Origin of the sequence: Bradyrhizobium sp. Pha-3 (genome assembly GCF_042258615.1) — a bacterium.
Taxonomy (GTDB): Bacteria; Pseudomonadota; Alphaproteobacteria; order Rhizobiales; family Xanthobacteraceae; genus Bradyrhizobium.
Window position 1 is genome coordinate 1517161 of sequence record NZ_CP170152.1, and the last position, 16271, is coordinate 1533431.

Below are 16271 nucleotides of genomic sequence, written 5' to 3' on the forward strand. Positions count from 1 at the left end.
CTGCCGGCCTTTCCGCGACCTGCTGGTTCTGTGATGCCCGACGACCAATCCGCCATCCCGGCAAGGGACGCCAAGCGCCTGTTCGCAGGCCTGGCGCGCGCGCCGGCGATCGTGCTCGCGGTGTCGGGCGGTCCCGATTCCGTCGCGCTGATGTGGCTGGCCGCGCGCTGGCGCCGCGCGCTCGCGCAGGGACCGCGGCTGGTGGCGGTCACCGTCGATCACGGTCTGCGTGCTGAAGCGGCCCGCGAGGCCCGCGACGTCAAGCGGCTGGCGCGGAGCCTCGACCTGCCGCATCACACCTTGCGCTGGCGCGGGCCCAAGCCCAGCACCGGCCTGCCGGCAGCCGCGCGTGAGGCGCGCTATGGTCTGCTCGCGCAAGCCGCGCGCAAGCACGGCGCGACGCATATCCTGACCGCGCACACCCGTGACGACCAGGCCGAGACGCTGTTGATGCGGATGCTGCGCGGCAGTGGCGTCGCGGGTCTCTCGGCGATGGCGCGCGAGACCGAGCGCGACGGCATCATGCTGACGCGACCGTTGCTCGATATCTCGAAGGCGCAGTTGATAGCGACGCTGAAGAAGGCGCGCATCGGCTTTGCCGACGATCCGACCAACCGCGATCCGTCCTTCACGCGACCGCGGCTGCGCGCGCTGATGCCGCTGCTCGCGGAGGAGGGCGGCGACGCGCGGAACCTGGCGCGACTCGCCGCGCGGATCGCACGCGCCAACGCCGCGCTTGAGGTGCTGGTCGACGGCGCCGAGCGCTATCTTGCGTTGAAAAGCGAGCATAATCTCGATGCGGGCTTCGACGCGGCACTGTTCGCGGTGATGCCGGACGAAATCCGCCTCCGTTTGCTCAAGCGCGCCGTCGATCGCACCGGACATGAGGGGCCGGCCGAACTCGGCAAGATCGAAACCCTGCTCGCCGCGGTCGATGAGGCCGTCAATCAGCTCTTGGGACAAGGCGAATCCAAGCTGAAACAGACGCTTGCCGGAGCGGTCATCAGCGTCGCCTCCGGTCGCATCAGGATCAGCCCGGCGCCGCCTCGCCGGCCCCGTTCCCGCTGAGCCGGGTTCGATTGCTTCAACCGCTGTCATAATCCGGCAAGGAGGCTTAACCACCCCGGAAAAACACCGGATTCTGCGTCATTTTTTGACCGGGAATCGGGCTAGGATGCGGTAAATAGTCGTGCGCGGTTCCCTTGGCATCGACCCCCGCGGCACCTAGATTGTAGGGCATCGACGGGATGGATTCCCTGGGGATTCCCACAGAGCCTGCCCAAGGATTAGAGAGAGGCCGCGATCCGCGCGACCACGAAGGAAGACCATGAACGCCAATCTGCGGAATTTCGCCCTCTGGGTCATCATTGTCCTGCTGTTGCTGGCGTTGTTCACGCTTTTCCAGAATCCTGGCCAGCGCTCGTCGTCCTCCGACATCTCGTTCTCGCAGCTTCTCACTGAGGTCGATCAGGGCCATGTCCGCGACGTCGTGATTCAGGGGCCCGAGATTCACGGCACCTTCAACAACGGCACCAGCTTCCAGACCTACGCGCCGAGCGACCCGTCGCTCGTGAAGCGCCTCTATGACGCCAAGGTGCAGATCACCGCGAAGGCGCCTGGCGACAACGTGCCGTGGTTCGTCTCGCTGCTCGTCTCCTGGTTGCCGTTCATCGCGCTGATCGGCGTCTGGATATTCCTGTCGCGGCAGATGCAGGGCGGCGCCGGCAAGGCGATGGGCTTCGGCAAGTCGCGCGCCAAGATGCTGACCGAGGCGCATGGCCGCGTCACCTTCGAGGACGTCGCGGGTGTCGACGAGGCCAAGCAGGATTTGCAGGAGATCGTCGAATTCCTCCGCGACCCCGGCAAGTTCCAGCGGCTCGGCGGACGCATTCCGCGCGGCGTGCTATTGGTCGGCCCTCCCGGCACCGGCAAGACGCTGATCGCGCGCGCGGTCGCGGGTGAAGCCAACGTGCCGTTCTTCACGATCTCCGGTTCTGACTTCGTCGAAATGTTCGTCGGCGTCGGCGCGAGCCGTGTCCGCGACATGTTCGAGCAGGCCAAGAAGAACGCGCCGTGCATCATCTTCATCGACGAAATCGACGCGGTCGGCCGTCATCGCGGCGCCGGCCTCGGCGGTGGCAATGACGAACGCGAGCAGACGCTGAATCAGCTGCTGGTCGAGATGGACGGCTTCGAAGCCAATGAAGGCGTGATCCTGATCGCGGCGACCAACCGTCCCGACGTGCTCGATCCCGCGCTGCTGCGTCCCGGCCGCTTCGACCGTCAGGTCGTGGTGCCCAATCCGGACGTCGTCGGCCGCGAGCAGATCCTCAAGGTCCACGTCCGCAAGGTGCCGCTGGCGCCGGATATCAACCTCAAGACCATCGCGCGCGGCACCCCGGGCTTCTCGGGCGCCGACCTGATGAACCTCGTCAACGAGGCCGCGCTGACCGCCGCCCGCCGTAACAAGCGGATGGTGACGCAGGCCGAGTTCGAAGAGGCCAAGGACAAGGTGATGATGGGCGCCGAGCGCAAGTCGCTCGTCATGACCGAGGAAGAGAAGTTGCTGACGGCCTATCACGAGGGCGGCCACGCCATCGTCGGCCTCAACGTCGTCGCGACCGATCCGATCCACAAGGCGACCATCATTCCGCGCGGCCGTGCGCTGGGCATGGTGATGCAGCTGCCGGAGCGCGACAAGCTGTCGATGTCGCTGGAGCAGATGACCTCGCGCCTCGCCATCATGATGGGTGGCCGTGTCGCGGAAGAGCTGATCTTCGGCCGCGAGAAAGTGACCTCGGGCGCCGCCTCCGACATCGAGCAGGCGACCCGCCTTGCCCGCATGATGGTGACGCGCTGGGGCCTGTCGGAAGAGCTCGGCACCGTCTCCTATGGCGAGAACCAGGACGAGGTATTCTTGGGCATGTCGGTCTCGCGTACCCAGAATGCGTCCGAGGCGACGGTCCAGAAGATCGACTCCGAGATCAAGCGCCTGGTCGAGGAAGGCTACAAGGAAGCGACCCGGATCCTGACCGAGAAGCACGGCGACCTCGAAGCGCTGGCCAAGGGCCTGCTCGAGTTCGAGACGCTGACCGGCGACGAGATCATCGACCTGCTGAAGGGCAAGAAGCCCAACCGCGAGTCCGTGCTCGAGCCGTCGACGCCGCGCGCCTCCGCCGTGCCGCCGGCCGGCAAGTCGCGCCCGCGTCCCGATCCGGACACCGGCATGGAGCCGCAGCCGCAGGCGTAAGCCTCGCCCGCCATGGCCGGCACTCCCGGCAAACCGATTGTGCAAAAGCTCGGCCTCAAGCCGGGCTTTTGTATTTTTGTCGACGGGTTGTCCGTTCCCTATGGCGACATCGTTGGCGAGCTGCCCGCCGACGTGCGGATCGCGAAGACCGCGCGGGCGCCGCTCGATGCCGTGCATCTGTTCGCCGCCGAGGCCAAAGGGCTCGCCGCTAAGCTGCAGCGTTACCGCGAGGCGATCGCACCTCGCGGCATGATCTGGGTGTCGTGGCCGAAGAAGAGCTCAGGCGTCGCGACCGATCTTGACGACAGGGCGGTGCGCGAGATCGGGCTCGCGTCCGGTCTGGTCGACATCAAGGTCTGCGCCGTCGATGCGGTGTGGTCGGGGCTGAAATTCGTGATCCCGGTCAAGGAGCGCGGCAAGCGCTGAGGCTATTTCGAACCCTCTGCCGCCGGCGGGGCGCCGGCCGTCGTCTCGTCCGATCGCACATGGATGACGGCGATGTCGTCCCTGTAGAGCCGCTTCCAGCCCTTCAGGTGGTCCAGCGCGTTTCCGGCCGGAGAGTCTGAGCTCAGCAGCGTGGCGTCGATCCGGTATTTGTCGAGCAGGTCCAGCAGCTGACCGACGTCGCGGGCATCGAGCGCGGCGTAATAATCGAGCACGAATTGCTCGCCATAGAGCTCGGCGCGGCCGTCGATGAACACCTTCATGTCGCGGCTCACCATGTAGCCGCCGAACGGCGCGGTGCTGAACACGCGCTGCGCCTTGTGTTGCTGGAGGACGTCGACCGCGGCAACGGGCGAGAACGCCGGCAGGAATTTGAACTCGTGTTGCGCGACGAACATTGTCGTCGTCACCCACGCTCCGATCACCATCGCGATAGTGGCCAGGATCGTGACGACGGGGGCGGCGCGTCCTTCCTCGAAGCGGGCGGCGCGGACGCCTGCCATTCCCCATTGTTCGGCGATCGGCTTGGCGAGCACCAGCGGCGCGATGAAGGCGAACACCTCGATGTTGCGGATATGGCTCAGCGCCATCCAGATCAGCCCGAGCAGCAACAGGATCCGCGGCACCGATAGCGTCAGCCCGCGATAGCAGATGACGCCGATCAGGCCGAGCAGCGTGGCCTCGAAGAAGCTTGGCTTGCTGAAATCCGCGGGCAGCCATTCGCCGATCAGCGACAGCAGCTTGCCGAGGCTGAGGATCTTGGTCGCACCCAGCAGGCTATTCCAGCCGTAGGGCGTCACGCAGCTCGCGGCCAGCGCAGCGACGCCGAACAATCCCCATCGCACGATGAGCTGACGGCGGCGGCTGGGCTCCGCGCTCCACACCGCCTCCAGTCCGATCGGCCCGATCAGCGCCAGGCCGAGCACGAAGCCGCCATGTAGATTGGCCCACAGCGCCATCAGCGGCAGCAGCCACCATGACGGATGGGTGCGGCGATCCGCGGCCGACATCAGGCCGCCGATGAACGCCAGCAGCACCGGCAGTGCGAGCACATGCGGCCGCGCGAAGAAGTGGATCGTCGACAGCAGCAGCGCCAGCGCCGCGATCAGGAGTGCGCGCGCCGGATCGAAATACGGGCTCAGCAGATGCAGGAAGATCGCGACCGTCGCGCCGATCGCGACCGACGTCAGGATCACCGGTCCGGCCCAATCGCCGCCGTAGACGAGGGCATACGCCACCTGCGACAGCCACGAGCTCGAGATCCAGGGCTCGCCGAAACGGGTGAACGAGAACACGTCTGATGTCGGCATCACGCCGTGTTCGAGGATCCACTGTCCGACCTTGATCTGCCACTCCGTATCGGAATCGCGCAGCAGGATCTCACCGGCGGAGAGATAGAACAGATAAGCGCCGACGGCGGCGCACAGCGGCACCAGTCCTCGCATCGCGCTACGGCTGCTCACGCTGCTGGTGATGGAGAGTGACATGCGCTTTCTTGGCTCGGCCGGGGACATCGAGGCAACGCCACAACGCGACGTCGGGCGCACTCGACCACGGCTTCCGATAAATTCGGGTAAATGCGATCGCGATGTTGTGGGTCTGCGCGAGATCGGATGTCTCGATTTCGAGTGATCATCTTAGTGCGCGATTTACCATCGCAAGCCCCACCCGAACCCGTGTGCCGTTGGCGCCGCGCTTCCGTCGGCCGGAGGGTCGCCAGTTCAATCGGAGGTGGCGCGCGGCCGTCGCAAAATCCTTACAATTCCAGCTTGTCATTCAGTCTGAATAGATGTTCACTCCTTCAGACGGTTGCGGGATCAATCGTTCAAAACATTGAAGACGCGTGTGTTCTGCCGGTGGGCGCCGGCTAGGGCACACGGTGGGGGACGGAACGCCATGGTCTACCGGCGAACACATCAGGTCGTGAAACGGCTGGCTGCCCGGCGCAGCGCCATCCTGTCGGCTGCGCGGGACGCGGCGGCGGCGGGCGGCATGGCCGCGGTCCAGATCGCACCCGTCGCGGTGCGAGCCAATGTCGCGGCAGGTACTGTCTATCGCTATTTCCCGTCGAAGGCCGAGCTGATCTCGGAATTGATCACGGAGGTCTCGCGCGACGAGCTGTCCGCGATCCGGCGCGCCGCAGAGGCCGCGCCCGGACCGTCATCGGCGCTGGCCGCTGCGGTGACGACGATTGCGGTCCACGTGCTGTCGCAGCGCAAGCTGGCCTGGGGCATCCTGGCCGAGCCGGTCGATGTCGACGTCACTGCCTCGCGCCTCGCCAGCCGCCGCGATATTTCCGGCGAGCTTGCCATGCGCATCGACGCTGCCGTGCGCGCCGGACATCTGCCGGCGCAGGATACGGCGCTGGCCGCCACCGCCCTGCTCGGCGCGCTGCATGAAGCGCTGGTCGGCCCGCTCGCGCCGGCCAATCTGGACGATCCGATCAAGCTGCGCGATGCGGTGCAGACCGTGACGCTGCTCGCGCTGCGCGCGGTCGGCGTGATGGACGCGCGTGCCCGTGGACTCGTCGTGCAGGCGACGACCCCGGCGAAGGCGCTGGTCGGGGCCTGAGATCGCGGCTGCGCGGCGAACACTTCTGTCGCATTGGCGTTGTAGCTTTGCGGGCTGGGTTCAACCAACCTCACGGAGCAACACATGACGACGACCCATGGTTCGGCCAAATGGCAGGGCGGCATCAAGGACGGCAAGGGCGCGATCTCGACCAAGAGCGGCGCGCTCTCGGATTACCCCTATGGCTTCGCCAGCCGCTTCGAGGGCAAGCCCGGCTCGAATCCCGAAGAGCTGATCGGCGCGGCGCATGCCGCCTGCTTCACGATGGCGCTGTCGCTGATCCTCGGTGAAGCCAAGCTGACGGCCGAGCACATGGAGACCAAGGCCGACGTGACCCTGGAGAAGGTCGCCGACGGCTTCGCCATCACGGCAGTGCATCTGACGCTGTCGGCGAAGATCCCGGGCGCCGACAACGCCACGTTCCAGGAATTGGCGGGCAAGGCCAAGGCCGGATGTCCGGTGTCGAAGCTGCTCAACACCAAGATCACGCTCGACGCGTCGTTGCAGGGCTGACAGTCTGGAGCGCAGCATTGTGGCCACGCTGATGCGTGGCCCGGCGCGGCGGGTTAGCGCGTTTTCGAGCGAAGCCTGCCCCGCACTTGATGCGGGGTGGGCACCGGTTCGCGTGAAGAAAACGCGTCGAAACAAGAATCTACAGCTGCGCGTCGCCGTTCGGGCCGACCGAGGCGATGCGCAGCATATTGGTGGTGCCGGGCGCGCGCAGCGGCACGCCGGCGACGATGATGACGCGCTGGCCGGCCTTGGCAAAGCCGTCGCGGAACGCAATCGAGCCGGCCCGATCGACCATGTCGTCGAGATCGTGCGCGTCCTCGGCGACCACGCAGTGCACGCCCCACACCACCGCCAGCTTGCGGCCGGTGACGAGATTCGGCGTGATCGCGACCACCGGCACCTTCGGGCGCTCGCGCGCCACCCGGATTGCGGTCGAACCTGACGACGTCCAGCAGATGATCGCCGACAGATCGAGCGTCTCGGCGATCTGCCGCGCGGCATCGGCGATGGCATCGCCCACCGTCGGCTCCGGATCGGCACGCTGCGCGTTGAGCACGCCGCGGTAGGTCGGATCGCGCTCCACTTCCTCACCGATGCGGTTCATGGTCGAGACCGCTTCGACCGGGAATTTGCCGGCGGCGGATTCAGCCGACAGCATGATGGCGTCGGCGCCTTCGTAGACGGCGGTGGCGACGTCGGAGACCTCGGCGCGCGTCGGCACCGGCGCCTGGATCATCGACTCCAGCATCTGGGTTGCGACAACCACCGGCTTGCCGGCGCGCCGCGCCATCCGGGTCATCTGCTTCTGCAGGCTCGGCACCCGCTCCAGCGGCAGTTCGACGCCGAGATCGCCGCGCGCCACCATCAGCGCGTCCGACGCCTCGATGATGTCGGCGAGGCGGTCGATCGCCTGCGGCTTCTCGATCTTGGCCATCACGGCGGCGCGGCCGCGGATCATCTTCTTGGCCTCGATCACGTCCTCGGCACGCTGCACGAAGGACAGCGCGACCCAGTCGATCCCCTCCGGCAGCGCGGCTTCGAGATCGGCGCGGTCCTTTGGGGTCATCGCGGAGACCGGGAGGTCGGTGTCGGGCAGGCTGACGCCCTTGCGGTCCGACATCTTGCCGCCGATCACGACGCGCGTGACGGCGCGGTCGGGCGAGGTTTCCTCGGCGATCAGCCGCACCTTGCCGTCGTCGAGCAACAGCGCGTGGCCGGGCCGGAGCGCGGCAAGGATCTCCGGATGCGGGAGCTGGACGCGGCTGTTGTCGCCCGGCGTCTTGTCCGAATCCAGCGTGAAGCTCTGGCCGTTCTTGAGCTGGGTCGACCCTTCCGCGAAGGCGCCGACCCGCAGCTTCGGCCCCTGCAGGTCGACCAGGATGCCGATCGGCCGGCCGTAGCTCGATTCGACATTGCGGATGGTCTTGACCAGCTCCCGCATCTTGTCGTGCGGGGTATGGCTCATGTTGATGCGGAACACATCCGCGCCCGCCTCGAACAGCTTGCGGATCATCGCGCTGTCTGAGGAGGCCGGGCCGAGCGTTGCGAGGATCTTGATTCGGCGCAGTCGTCTCATTGTTTGTTTCCGGGCGGTGCGGCTGGCGGCAGGCCCGACGCGCCCGGAGGCGCTGCGCCCGGCGGCGGGTTGGGCAGGCCCGGCATTGCCCCGGGGCTTCCCGGGGCCACGCCGCCCGGCATTCCCGGCACTTTCTGCGGCTGTTGTTCGTTGGCTTCGGTCAGCTGGACGGTCCATGCACGCTGCTCGCCGGTGTCGACCTCGAAGAAGCCGGTGCGGTCAAAGCCCCGCGCCAGGCAATTCTCGGTGCCCTTGATGGTGAATTCCTTGTCGCGCGAGCACATGAAGGCCTGACCGGACCATTCGCCGCCGCGATCGTAGTCGAGAGCGTAGATGTAGTAGTAGCGCGCCACAAGATTGCCGCGCAGCAAGGTCTCGCAGGTTCGCGACGACACATTCCACCAGCCTTCCGTGGTCCAGCCCTCGGCATCCTTGTAGCCGAGCGCGATCCCGACCCGGCTCGAGGTGTTGTTGCAGAGCCGGAAATCGGCGGCCGCCGGGCTCGTCCACAGGCATGCCGCGACAAGCGCCAGCACCGGCAGGATGCCGGCCAGGATCAGGCGGATGGTGCGGGGAGCTGAGGCGAGAGAATCTGTTGGGCTCATGCGGCGAAGCTATATCAAATCATTGTCGATTTCGCGTGCCCGGCAGGCACTGTCAACGGACGGGCGCCCGTCTGCCACGCTGCGGGACCGTGGCAAGTTTGGCCGGACAGCTCCGTATTGCGCGTCGATATGGCAAAATCTGTGACAATTCCCACCTGATATCAATATGGTGAGCGCATCACACCGGGATCACGATCATGAGCATTGACGACAAAACCAGAACGGAACTTGAGGCCGCAGTGTTTCGGCGCCTTGTCGATCATCTCCGCAACCGGACCGATGTGCAGAACATCGACCTGATGAACCTCGCCGGCTTCTGCCGCAATTGCCTGTCCAACTGGATGAAGGAAGAGGCGGACGCCAAGGGCCTTGCCGTGAGCAAGGACGAGAGCCGCGAGGCGGTCTACGGCATGCCCTATGAGGAGTGGAAGGCGAAATATCAGGGCGGCGCGACGCCGGAGCAACTCGCGGCGATGAAGAAGGCTCAAAGCGGGCATTAATTCCCGATTGATGTGACGCCAGTTCCGGGGCCGTCAGCATCTCCTGTGGGCGCGCTGTGGATGAGCGCGATGTTTCCTTGACGGAACGTGCTCCAAAATCGAGGGTCGCCCCGCAACAAGCGGTGCGCGTGGCGCGTATTCGCGCGACATTTCATTGCCATTTCAGGAGTACGCGATGGCCACCACGTCTGCCGCCGTTCAGGATGAACCCGCAACGCGATTTGCCAAGGACCAGCTCAAGTCCATCATCGAGCGCATCGAGCGGCTGGAAGAGGAAAAGAAGACGATCTCGGACGATATCCGCGACGTCTATGCCGAAGCCAAGGGCAACGGCTTCGACGTCAAGGCGCTGCGCACCATCGTGCGCCTGCGCAAGCAGGATGCCAACGAGCGCCAGGAGCAGGAAACCATCCTGGAGACCTATATGCAGGCGCTCGGGATGCTCTGAGGCGGCGGGCGGGCCGGCCTGGCGTCGTCAAGCTGCCCGCCCAAGGTACTCCCTAAGGCCTGCGCGAGCCTCTCTCGAGGCTTGGGTGCAATCCCGGGATTTGCTAGACTGCCGGTGAGGTAACCGGGCAGAGCGTTCAGATGGACGTGCCAGGACCAGAGCGTCGGCTCGCTGCGGTCCTCGCCGCCGACATGGTCGGCTTTAGCCGCCTGATGGAGGCTGACGAGACGGGCACCCTTGCGCGCCTCAAGACCCATCGGATCGAACTGATCGATCCGGCCATCACCAAGAATCGCGGCCGCATCATCAAGACCACCGGCGATGGCCTGCTGGTCGAATTCCACAGTGTCGTCGATGCGGTGCTGTGCGCGGCCGAGGTGCAGCGCCGGATGGCCAAGCGCAACGCCGACGTCGCGCCGGCGCGGTGGATGCAGTTTCGCATCGGCATCAATCTCGGCGATGTGATCGTCGACGGCGCTGACATCTTCGGCGATGGCGTCAATGTCGCGTCCCGCCTCGAGGTGCTGGCCGAACCCGGCGGCATCTGCATTTCCGGCGCGGTCCGCGATCAGGTCGGCGATCGTCTGGAGGATCTGAGCTTCGAGGATCTCGGCGACCAGACCGTCAAGAACATCGCGCGACCGATCCGGGTTTTCCGCATCCATCTCGAATCGGGCGCCAGATCCGCAACCGACCATCCGAGCGCGGCGGCCGCCCCTGTCGTCGCCAAGAAGCCCTCGATCGCCGTGCTGCCGCTGGTCAATATGAGCGGCGATCCCGAGCAGGAATTCTTCGCCGACGGCCTCACCGAGGACATCATCACCGAGCTGTCGCGCTTCCACGATCTGCTCGTGATCTCGCGCAACTCGACCTTCGTGTACAAGGGCAAGGCCGTGAAGGTGCAGGACGTCGCGAAGGAATTCGCGGTAGACTATGTGCTGGAAGGCAGCGTGCGCAAGGCAGGCGGCCGGATCCGCGTCACGGTGCAGCTGATCGATGCCGAGGCCGACCGGCACGTCTGGGCCGAACGCTACGACCGCGAACTCGCCGACATCTTCGCCATCCAGGACGAGATGACGCGTGCGATCGTGTCGACCTTGCCGGGCCGTGTCGAGGCCGCCGCCCATGACCGCGTCAAGCGCAAGCCGACCGACAACATGGCGGCCTATGAGTGCGTGCTCGCCGCCAAGGTGCTGCATCATCGCTCGGCGCGCGACGACAATGCGGAGGCGCAGCGCCTGCTCGAGCGGGCCATCGTGCTCGATCCCAACTACGCCCATGCGCACGCCTGGCGGGCCTGCGTGCTCGGGCAGACCTGGGTCTACAATTGGTGCGACGATCGCGACGCGACCTTCGCGCAGGTGGCCGCGGAGCTCGAGATCGCGCTCAAGCTCGACGACAACGACAGCGACGTGCACCGGATCCTCGCCGCGCTGAACCTCAACCGCGACGACCACGACAAGGCGGCCTTCCACCAGGAGCGCGCGCTCGCGCTCAATCCCAACTACGATCTCGTCGTCGTGCAGCAGGGCGAACTCCTGACCTGGCTCGGGCGGCCGGAGGAGGGCATCGACTGGATCAAGCGGGCGATGCGCCTCAACCCGTTCCATCCGGAGCGGTTCTGGAGTCATCTCGGCCGGGCCTGCTACTGTGCCGAGAAATACGCCGACGCGGCCGAGGCGTTCTCGCGGATCACGCGGCCCGACCACACCCATCACGCCTTCCTCGCCGCAACGCTGGCGCAGATGGGCAACGCGGTGGCGGCCACAGCCCACGCCGCCGAGGTGATGAAGCGCGAGCCGAGCTTCTCGGTCGCCGGGCATTTGGCAACCCAGCACTACAAGCGCGAGCCAGACCGGGCGCGCTACGAGGCCGGCCTGCTCAAGGCAGGGCTGCCGGCCTGATCGGCCGATGAAATGATCTTGTCGGCGGCGGAGGTTCAGCGCAGCGAGGCGGTGCGCAGCACGAAGGATTGGGTCGTCAGGAGGGCGGTCGCCGAGCCCGAGAAGTGATCGCAAGTCATGCCCATCATCGGATCTTCCGAGAAGGTCATGGCGACGGCGGCCTGCGGCTTCACGAAGTGAGCCCGCATCATGTTCATGTCGGTGTCGCCAAGCACCGTGGTCAGCATGCCGCTGCTCGCGCTCGGCGCCAGCATCACGACGCGCATCCAGATGTCGTTGCCCTTGGCGGCCGAGATCCGCGCCGACGTCGTGATCACGCCCTGGCTAGGGGTGCCCTTCGCAACGACGGTGTTGATTTCGGTGGCCGGCGCCGCCGCATTGCGCGCCGGGCGCACATTGCGCGGGATCGGCGCGGTCGCAGCGACGATGTTGGCGCGATCGACCGGTGAGGACGCAGCCGGCGCATAAGCGAGCGCCTTGTTGAAATTCTCGGCCGTGCTGGCGGTGGTCTGCGGATCCGAACCGCCGACTGCCTCACGCGCCTTCAGCGCGGCGATCTGCGCGGCCGATGCCTGCTTCGGCGCCGCGGACTCGTCACCCCAGAAGCCGCGAGCATTGATGATGTCGGCGGGCGATTGCGGCGCGGTGTTCTCGGCCGTCTGCACCACCTGCACCGCCGGCTTCGCCTTCGGCATCGGGACGAGCTGCGCGTCGGCGGCGGCGAGCTGGATGGCGGCGGCGAATTGCTGCGGCTTGGCGCGCGGCAGCGGAACAGGGTCGGCGGATTTCGCAGGGGCCGCGGCCGCAACCACGGTGGCAGCGGGCTTGTCGTTCACGGCGGCCGCGCCTTCGTCTTCGTCGTCACCCGACTTGCCGCCACCGAACAGCCTCGCGAACAGGGTCGGCTTGCTGATGGTCGCAGCATCGTCGCCATTGCCGCGGCGCTCGATGTCGGCCTTGGCGAGTTCATAGCCCTTCAGCGGCGTGCCGTCGGTCGGAACATGGACGGTGCGGCCGTCGGGGAACACCCGGACCAGCTGCTCGCGGGTCATCCGCGGCCAGTGGCGAATGCCGCCGGTGTCGAGATGCACGAAGGGCGAGCCCGAGGTCGGATAGAAGCCGACGCCGCCGCGCTGCAGGCGCAGGCCGGCGAAGCGGATCTGCTCCAGCGGCACGCCGGGAATGAAGAAGTCCATCGCATGCCCCAGCATGTGCTGGCTGTGGCGCGCAACGCCCGAGGAGCGGCGGCGGAGCATGGCGTTGGTGGCAGGGGCGCGATAGGCGGAGATGATCTGGATCGGCTGTTTGCCGCCGACGTCGTTATAGACTTCCCAGAGGATGTCGAACAAATGACGGTCCATCACCGTCTCGTCCTGGGAGCGCCAGTCGCGCAGGAAGTGATTGAGCTGCTTCAGCGCGGCCTCGTCGTAGCGGCCATCGCGCTTGAAGGTGATGGTGAGGTCTTCGCCGGAATGGGTGTGGTGGAAGGAGAGGGTGCGGGTCTGGTTCAGCGCCGTCGCATCGTGCACCGAACCTGCACCCGCCAACAGCAATAGCGCGGTCAGGCCGACTTGGTACCCGGCCTTAGGCAGCGACAGCGGATTGTAGCGGCGTGCGAAAACAGCCAGCACTATGAGCCCACCCAGTCGACGAGCGTTCGGTCGGCATCCTCGCAGACCCCCTGCGGAAGACGGTGAACGCTTTCTTAAAGCGGGAGGGTTAACCGAGGTTTACCGACCCGCCCCCAAGTTGGGCTTAACTAACTGGGCGAGTGTGGCAAAAGATAGCCCTGATCCCTGGACCCCAAGGGAAATGGTTAACGTAAACGATCTCGCTTTTTGAGCGAGATCGTTGATTTTGCTTCAAAATTTATCGCAATCGGGCGGAGAAGCAGTTTAGCGGGTGATCACCCGGCGCTGCTGCTGGGCCTGGCCGCGGCGGGCCGGCTGCGGCTCCGGCTGGCCGAATCCACCGAACAGGCGCTCGAAGAAGTTCGGTCCGGAGGAGCCAAAGCCGCTGTTGTCACCGGCGACGTTAACGCCCGGGGGCAGGCTGCTGCTCGGCGGCCGCGCGTAGCTCGGCTGGGCATGCGCCACCACGGTTTCGAGATCCTTGCCGCGGCTGTTCTTGAGCAGCGACAGCATGGCGGCGTCGCGGCCGTAGATGTCCCTGCGGATTTGCAGCTTGCCGGCGTCGTCCACGAACGCGGTCTGATAGGTGATGTTGACCGGGATCGGCGTCGGGAATTTCAGATCGACTTCGCTCGAGCCGTACATGCTGCGGATCCGCTCCGGCGTGTAGTGCTGGTTCGGCTCGGTGATGTTGAGCAGCACGGACGCGTACTGATCCGGATTCTGCACGCGCATGCAGCCGTGGCTGAAGGCGCGCTCATCCTTCGCGAACAGATACTTGTCCGGCGTGTCGTGCTGATAGACCAGGAACTTGTTCGGGAAATTGAAGCGGATGCGGCCGAGTGCGTTGGCTTCGCCGGGCGGCTGCGAGACGTGGATCGAGCCGTCGCGGTTGCGCTCGAGCTTGAGGCCCATGCGCTGCAGCACCGTCGGATCCTGCTGCAGGGCCGGCAGATACTCGTTGTAGATGATCGACGGCGGCACGTTCCAGGTCGGGTTGACCGTGATGTACTTCATCGTCTCGGTCAAAAGCGGCGTGGCGTGCTGCCCGGGCTTGCCGGTGACGACGCGCGTGGTCCAGACCTGCGCGCCGTTCTGCATCACCTTCAGCGTGTAGTCCGGGATGTTGAGGATCACATAGGCATTGCCGACATTGGCCGCGCCGAGCTGGCGGGGCAGCCAGCGCCAGCGCTCCATGTTGACGAGCACGGTGTCGATCTGGCGGTCGCGCTTCGGGTTGTTCAGCGCCTTCACCGTGCGCTCGTCGAGCACGCCTGTCGCCTTGAGGTCGACGCTGCTCTGGAATTTCTCCACGGCGCGCGCCACCGTCGCGTCATACTTGGTGCTGTCGGCATCCTCGGTGACACCGAGCTTGTTGCGCAGGTCCGGCACGCGCGGATCGTCCATCTCGACCGCGGCCTGCTTCTTGCGCGCGGGGACGTATCTCAGCGTCGGGCCGTCGGCGATCGTGATCACCGGGCCGTCGCCCTGGCCACGCAGCTCGGCGAGCTTCTTCTTCAGCTCCTTGTAGAGCTTCTGCGGCGGGTTGTAGCCGTCGAGCGCGGCGGAGGCGTCCTTGGCCGAGGTCACATTGGTGAACACTTCCGCCGGATCGATCGGGTGTTCCGGATAGAGGATGTCCGCCGACACCTGCGACCAGTGCATGCGGCCGCTCTGGGCCTGCCGTGCATAGTCCAGCATGCTGGCCGCGAGCTTCAGCTCGGCGTCGGCCAGCGCATCGGGCGTCGTCGCAGCAGTGAAATCCGGCACCGGATAGTCTGATGCATCGAGGCCGTCGGCGGCCGCATCCTTCAGGCGGGCGATCACGCCCTTGCCGGCATCGGTCAGCTTGCCGGCCTTGGTGAAGACGGGTGCATATTCGCGCGCCGAATAGAACTTCTCGGCCGCGGCGCGCTCGTTCTTGCGATCGAAGGTGCGCAGCGACTTGTTGGCGAGCAGCTCGCGCAGCTTGTCGGCGACCGGCTGATCCTCGGCGGCAACGTTGCTTGCGGCCTTTGCGGGTTCGGTCGCCGGAGCAGCGGCCGTCGCGGGAGCCGGAGCTGCAGCGGGCGCCGTGGCCGTTGCGGGCGCGGGGCTTGCGGAAGGCGCCGTTGCGGTTGCAGGGGCGGGTGAGGCGGCAGCCGGCGCGACCGCTGTATCGGTCTTCGGCGCATCGATAGCCTTGGTCGCCGGCGCGGTGGCGACATCGGCGGGCTTCGGCTCGACAGCCTTTGCCGTCGCGCTCGGTTCTGCCGGCTTTGCATCGAGAGGCTTGGCCTCGACAGGCTTGGCATCGAGAGGCTTGGCTTCGGTGGCCTGCACCTCGGCCGGCTTCACGTCCGTCGGCTTGGCTGCGTCAGGCAGCGCGGCGGTGGTGTCGGCCTTGAAATCGCTTGCGGTGGGTGGCGGCACATTGGCCGGTTCGGGGCGCGGGATCGCGGCGTCGATCGCCAGTTCCGAGGCGCTGGAGCGAGTCGTGTCCTGCGCGAAGGCCGAGCTCGCGGACACCGTGAGGAAAGTCGCCGCGACGGCCATCAACACGCGGTCAAATCCTCGACGGTTGTTCGAACAGTCACGCATTTTCGCACCCCCTGGGTGGAACTGCCCCCAGAGTCTGGAACAGTTCAAATCGGTATTCGGTTTCATAGCTTGCGCGAAAGCGCCGGCTTCTCAAACGACTCGTATGCCTGCACGCAACTAACGCAGACGATACATTTGCCCCTCTTATGCAGCCAGCGCCTTGCGGGGCAACTCACGACAAACTGACCTCGAAGCAGCTGATTTCGCTCGGGCCGTGCGTTTTTGCCACGCGGCACAGCCTTTGTCTGT

At 66.1% G+C, this 16271-nt stretch carries 13 protein-coding genes; 8 read left to right on the plus strand and 5 right to left on the minus strand.

Features of this window, described 5'->3' with window-relative positions; translation table 11 throughout:
* Nucleotides 1–33: 33 nt before the first annotated feature.
* The 3 genes from tilS (at nt 34) to ACE10Z_RS07030 (ending at nt 3676) form a co-directional block, all read left to right on the plus strand.
* Nucleotides 34–1068 carry a tRNA lysidine(34) synthetase TilS gene (gene tilS / locus ACE10Z_RS07020; RefSeq protein WP_375787291.1) on the plus strand — a complete coding sequence of 345 codons (1035 nt, stop codon included), beginning with the start codon at nt 34–36 and terminating at the stop codon, nt 1066–1068.
* 259 nt (nt 1069–1327) lie between these two features.
* On the plus strand, nt 1328–3250 hold the full coding sequence (gene ftsH, locus ACE10Z_RS07025) for an ATP-dependent zinc metalloprotease FtsH (protein ID WP_097676103.1): 1923 nt from the start codon (nt 1328–1330) through the stop codon (nt 3248–3250).
* Nucleotides 3251–3262: 12 nt separating this feature from the next.
* Nucleotides 3263–3676 carry a DUF3052 domain-containing protein gene (locus tag ACE10Z_RS07030; protein WP_375787292.1) on the plus strand — a complete coding sequence of 138 codons (414 nt, stop codon included), beginning with the start codon at nt 3263–3265 and terminating at the stop codon, nt 3674–3676.
* Between the two features lie 2 nt (nt 3677–3678).
* Here the strand turns inward: ACE10Z_RS07030 and ACE10Z_RS07035 are convergent, their stop codons facing one another.
* Nucleotides 3679–5181, minus strand: a complete 1503-nt coding sequence (locus ACE10Z_RS07035) for a hypothetical protein (protein WP_375787293.1) — start codon at nt 5179–5181, stop codon at nt 3679–3681.
* A gap of 409 nt (nt 5182–5590) precedes the next feature.
* On the opposite strand from ACE10Z_RS07035, the gene ACE10Z_RS07040 reads away from it, so the two are divergent.
* Together ACE10Z_RS07040 and ACE10Z_RS07045 are read left to right on the plus strand one after the other, a co-directional pair.
* Entirely contained in the window at nt 5591–6265 is a 675-nt protein-coding gene (locus ACE10Z_RS07040; RefSeq protein WP_176533690.1) for a TetR/AcrR family transcriptional regulator, read from the plus strand.
* An 84-nt stretch (nt 6266–6349) separates the two neighbouring features.
* Complete coding sequence (locus tag ACE10Z_RS07045; protein ID WP_016841620.1) at nt 6350–6778, plus strand: OsmC family protein; 429 nt, start codon at nt 6350–6352, stop codon at nt 6776–6778.
* A gap of 139 nt (nt 6779–6917) precedes the next feature.
* On the opposite strand, the gene pyk is transcribed toward ACE10Z_RS07045, so the two are convergent.
* Both pyk and ACE10Z_RS07055 read right to left on the minus strand, forming a co-directional pair.
* Nucleotides 6918–8354, minus strand: coding sequence for a pyruvate kinase (gene pyk / locus ACE10Z_RS07050; RefSeq protein WP_375787294.1), 1437 nt, complete (start codon nt 8352–8354; stop codon nt 6918–6920).
* Nucleotides 8351–8959: a DUF1036 domain-containing protein gene (locus ACE10Z_RS07055; protein ID WP_092123478.1), complete on the minus strand. Its 609-nt coding sequence runs from the start codon at nt 8957–8959 to the stop codon at nt 8351–8353. Before ACE10Z_RS07055 ends, pyk begins: the two co-directional genes overlap by 4 nt.
* Nucleotides 8960–9156: 197 nt before the next feature.
* Between ACE10Z_RS07055 and ACE10Z_RS07060 the strand changes: the two genes are divergently transcribed.
* The 3 genes from ACE10Z_RS07060 to ACE10Z_RS07070 all read left to right on the plus strand — a co-directional run bounded on the left by ACE10Z_RS07060 (nt 9157) and on the right by ACE10Z_RS07070 (nt 11811).
* Nucleotides 9157–9459 (plus strand): DUF1244 domain-containing protein, encoded by a 303-nt coding sequence (locus ACE10Z_RS07060; protein WP_176533687.1) that lies wholly within the window; start codon nt 9157–9159, stop codon nt 9457–9459.
* A gap of 175 nt (nt 9460–9634) precedes the next feature.
* Complete coding sequence (locus ACE10Z_RS07065) at nt 9635–9907, plus strand: DUF2312 domain-containing protein (RefSeq protein ID WP_029085502.1); 273 nt, start codon at nt 9635–9637, stop codon at nt 9905–9907.
* Nucleotides 9908–10047: 140 nt separating this feature from the next.
* A complete protein-coding gene (locus tag ACE10Z_RS07070; RefSeq protein WP_375787295.1) occupies nt 10048–11811 on the plus strand; it encodes an adenylate/guanylate cyclase domain-containing protein in 1764 nt (587 codons plus the stop codon).
* A 35-nt stretch (nt 11812–11846) separates the two neighbouring features.
* On the opposite strand, the gene ACE10Z_RS07075 is transcribed toward ACE10Z_RS07070, so the two are convergent.
* On the minus strand, nt 11847–13442 hold the full coding sequence (locus ACE10Z_RS07075; protein WP_375787296.1) for a DUF882 domain-containing protein: 1596 nt from the start codon (nt 13440–13442) through the stop codon (nt 11847–11849).
* A gap of 264 nt (nt 13443–13706) precedes the next feature.
* A complete protein-coding gene (locus tag ACE10Z_RS07080) occupies nt 13707–16022 on the minus strand; it encodes a L,D-transpeptidase family protein (protein WP_375787297.1) in 2316 nt (771 codons plus the stop codon).
* Nucleotides 16023–16271 lie beyond the last annotated feature (249 nt).

Bases quoted from the DNA above. Each gene is read 5' to 3' on its own strand.
- tilS (WP_375787291.1), top strand. From the start codon at position 34: ATGCCCGACGACCAATCCGCCATCCCGGCAAGGGACGCCAAGCGCCTG.
- ftsH (WP_097676103.1), top strand. From the start codon at position 1,328: ATGAACGCCAATCTGCGGAATTTCGCCCTCTGGGTCATCATTGTCCTG.
- ACE10Z_RS07030 (WP_375787292.1), top strand. From the start codon at position 3,263: ATGGCCGGCACTCCCGGCAAACCGATTGTGCAAAAGCTCGGCCTCAAG.
- ACE10Z_RS07035 (WP_375787293.1), bottom strand. From the start codon at position 5,181: ATGTCACTCTCCATCACCAGCAGCGTGAGCAGCCGTAGCGCGATGCGA.
- ACE10Z_RS07040 (WP_176533690.1), top strand. From the start codon at position 5,591: ATGGTCTACCGGCGAACACATCAGGTCGTGAAACGGCTGGCTGCCCGG.
- ACE10Z_RS07045 (WP_016841620.1), top strand. From the start codon at position 6,350: ATGACGACGACCCATGGTTCGGCCAAATGGCAGGGCGGCATCAAGGAC.
- pyk (WP_375787294.1), bottom strand. From the start codon at position 8,354: ATGAGACGACTGCGCCGAATCAAGATCCTCGCAACGCTCGGCCCGGCC.
- ACE10Z_RS07055 (WP_092123478.1), bottom strand. From the start codon at position 8,959: ATGAGCCCAACAGATTCTCTCGCCTCAGCTCCCCGCACCATCCGCCTG.
- ACE10Z_RS07060 (WP_176533687.1), top strand. From the start codon at position 9,157: ATGAGCATTGACGACAAAACCAGAACGGAACTTGAGGCCGCAGTGTTT.
- ACE10Z_RS07065 (WP_029085502.1), top strand. From the start codon at position 9,635: ATGGCCACCACGTCTGCCGCCGTTCAGGATGAACCCGCAACGCGATTT.
- ACE10Z_RS07070 (WP_375787295.1), top strand. From the start codon at position 10,048: ATGGACGTGCCAGGACCAGAGCGTCGGCTCGCTGCGGTCCTCGCCGCC.
- ACE10Z_RS07080 (WP_375787297.1), bottom strand. From the start codon at position 16,022: ATGCGTGACTGTTCGAACAACCGTCGAGGATTTGACCGCGTGTTGATG.